Source organism: Asaia sp. W19, from assembly GCF_003994335.1.
In the GTDB taxonomy this organism is placed as follows: Bacteria; Pseudomonadota; Alphaproteobacteria; order Acetobacterales; family Acetobacteraceae; genus Asaia.
In genome coordinates this window covers 1-3,170 of record NZ_PNQZ01000091.1, presented here as the reverse complement: position 1 = coordinate 3,170, position 3,170 = coordinate 1, and the positions used below count along the sequence as shown (strand labels likewise).

General features: G+C 59.0%; 2 protein-coding genes. Both read right to left on the bottom strand.

The genetic code is table 11. The features are described 5' to 3' along the window. Positions 1-160: 160 nt before the first annotated feature. Entirely contained in the window at positions 161-1,411 is a 1,251-nt protein-coding gene (locus tag C0V97_RS16470) for a histidine-type phosphatase (RefSeq protein WP_127103035.1), read from the bottom strand. Next, on the bottom strand, positions 1,408-3,170 hold a 1,763-nt coding region (locus C0V97_RS16465), incomplete at its 5' end, for a TonB-dependent receptor (RefSeq protein WP_127103626.1). The genes C0V97_RS16470 and C0V97_RS16465, both read right to left, overlap by 4 nt.

The following is a 3,170-nucleotide window of genomic DNA, read 5'->3' as shown; positions in this document are numbered from 1 at the left end:
AGGACAAATCCTGCCAGGAACTGCATCCAGAGTGGAAGTGAGAGAAGCGCGGTCGTCATGATCTGCGATCTATGCTATTTTTATCGACTCCGCCAAGAGGGATATTCTACGGTACCTGTCCAGGACCTGGCTCACGGATTTCGACGCGTGCGGACCGACCTCACAGGCGGCCCGGCGCGAGCAGGACGGCCCCGCCATGACGCAGGTCGAGCCCCCTGCCCTCGCGCAACGCCGCCAGGGATTGATGGAACAAACGCACCCGATACGACACCACCCCGGACGGGCTCAGCCAGCGCTCGAATGCCATTGTAGTGTCAGGCGCTGTGCCATCTGGCTGATCGCTGAAATGCCAGTCCAGACCGTAACGAGCGGCAAGGGCATCCAGTGTCGTGTCGTGCCCGGCAAAAGCCAGGAAGCGGGTGGTGCGCCCCAGCGGCATGGTGTCGGACAGCCTCACCGCCTCACCAGAGAGAAAACGCTCAATCACTTCTGCCAGCAGATGCGCCTTCTCCTGTACGAGCACACCCCGGCGCCGTGTGAGACGCGCCATGGCCTCATGCACGGGAAGGACGCGAGACAGGAGCCGAGGATCGATCCGCTTTACCCAGTCTGGACTAGTCTGCTCCCGGTGTGACCGATCGAGGCCCTCGACGTAGATCAGAAGCAGATTTTCAGCGAGAGATGCCGCCAGAACGCCTCCCCCCTCCAGCACTGGGCGGCCTTTTTTCTGCCCGGTCGTAAGCGCTTCGGCAAAACAAGGCTCGGTGTTGTCTGCGCATCCTCGCGGCGCGAGGAAGGCCTGAAGGGATGCAAGTCCCTCGCTTACTGCTGCGGACCGGTGATCGCGGTCTTCCTCCCGCGCGCCCTCGACGTCCTGATGGATGGCCCCGTAATTCTGCGTGATGAAGCCGGGGGATGCACCCTCGAACAGAGGATCACGCTTCCCTAGGAAGAGACCCTGCGCCCCGATGGCGTCGTTACGCGTAAAGGCAGCCGCCATGATCTCGCCGCTCTGCATCGTGCGTTCATCGGCTGAGTCGGCCCAGATGACGGGAGCGGGCCGCGACAGGCAGGGTCTCTGCTGTGCGGAGTGTCTGATCGTCTTGCAGGCCAGATCATAGAATCGGGCGATATCCTCCATCATGACCCGCAGCGTAGCCCGACCGTGATCGGTCAACTGCCCCGCAACGACAGGCCATTCAGGCCAGATCACCCCGGTTTCCCGGGCCAATGTGGCCGGGTCCTGCGTAGGGCTGCGTATGCCGTGCCGTGCAACAAGCACCACGCGATCGAGCCTGTCCTGCGCGCCAGGCGAGGAAGCCGACACGCTCAGCCCTGCAGGGGAAGCCTCACAAGGCGCCAGGCTCGACCCGAGCACGATCAACGAAGAGAGAAGGAGCGCTCTTCTCATGGGAGGGTGACGGTCAGGTTGAAGAACACGGAGCGCCCTGCCAGACGCCAGTAAAGCGGCGCACCATCGGGATAACCCGCGCTGGCTGCTGATTGATTTCCAGCGAAATCACTGATCGCGCGATTATTGAACAGGTTCGAAATCTTGAGGCTGGGCGTCACGTCCCGCATGAAGCCGCCCAGCTTCTTGAAATGCCACCCCAAAGCGAGATCGGCCGTAGTGGTGCTTCCGATACGGTACTGATTGGCAAAGACCGTGTTGCCGCTGCTGTTGGTGGTGCTGTCGAGCCCATAATGATTCCCCACAAACTTACCGATGAGCGAGGCATAGGGGCCTTTGTTATCGTCATAGAGCACGCCGAAAGACGCGAGCACATTGGGAGTCGCCGCAACACGGACAGAGCTGTGCTTGTATTGCGCGTCATTCACGCTGTAATTGCCGTAGAGAGACACGCCATGCCCGATGGCGTATTGCCCTTCGACTTCGAGCCCCTTGTAGATCGCACCACCGCTATTGACCGAAGTGCTTTGGGTGCCGAAGCCCGGCACCTTGATCTGAGCCGAGGCAATGAAATTGGAGAAATTGATGTAATAGGCGTCAAACGACACCGTCCAGCGCTTCTGCTGCACCACTGTACCGAGCTGATAGTTCAGCGTCGTTTCGGGGCTGACATTGCCGACATTCTGAGTCTGAAACACGCTCATGGGTGGTGCCAGAAAGCCGCGCGCAATCTGGGCGTAGGCGCTCCAACCCGGCAGAATAATCTGATTGGCAGAAATCGACGGCTGCCATGAGGTGAATTTCTGGGTCGCGTTCAGCGGCACTTTGGTCGATTTATTGACCGCAGCATCATAGTCTCGCCGGAAATAGGAATATTTGATGCCGGGCTTGATGATAGTGTTTTTGAACGGCTTCCAGTCGAATTCGAGATAGGGCTGCACCGTCGTATTAAAATCCGAGATGTCATAGCTATAGGCCGAGCCATTCTTGCCAGGCACCATGATCCCGCCCTTTGTCAGGTCGAGTGCATAGGTATAGCGCCGATCATCCTGCAGATCAGCCCAGGCACCGAGCAGCACATCGCCCTGAGAGGTATGCGCCTTGAAGGTCAGGGTATCGCCGTAATCGCGGAACTTGGCATCAGCATATTTGCCGGGCACGTCGCTCTTGTACGTCGCAAGCTTCTTGCCGCTCGCAGAATAGAAGGTCACGCCATTGGCGCCTGGATCATCCGAGCTGGCATCGATCGATTCCGTGTAATCATGCTCGAAGCCGTTCGTGTAGAGCCGGTTCTCGACGGTGAGCCAGGGCAGAACCTTGCTCTTGATGTCGACATAATCGAAGTCGGAGGTATAGGTGCTCGGCTGATACCCGGCATAGCACTGCAATGTCGCGTTAAAGCACAACCCGTAATCCTTGCCATACTTGCGATACTGCGCCAGCGTCGCCCCCTGAGTGGTATTCTGATTTTCCCAGTTATAGGTGGTCAGCACAGTCAGGGTCGTGTTCTCCCCTAGTCTTGCGACGTCCTTGAAAAGCAGATTGTTACGCCGCTCGCCCGAGCCGGTCAGATATCCATCCGTTTCCTCGTGCTGCAGATCGAGCACCATGGAGCCGAAGCGCGTCTTGCCTGAATCGACCTCGACACCGCCTGCACGCGTATTGAAACTGCCATAGGTGCCATAAGGCGTCACCCCGAAGCGATTGGCGGGGGTGCGGGGTTCAAAGCCGATCGTGCCGCCAAAGGGCGCATTCCCGA

Excerpts from the sequence above, each read along its gene's own strand:
- C0V97_RS16470 (WP_127103035.1), bottom strand. The coding sequence starts at position 1,411 with ATGAGAAGAGCGCTCCTTCTCTCTTCGTTGATCGTGCTCGGGTCGAGC.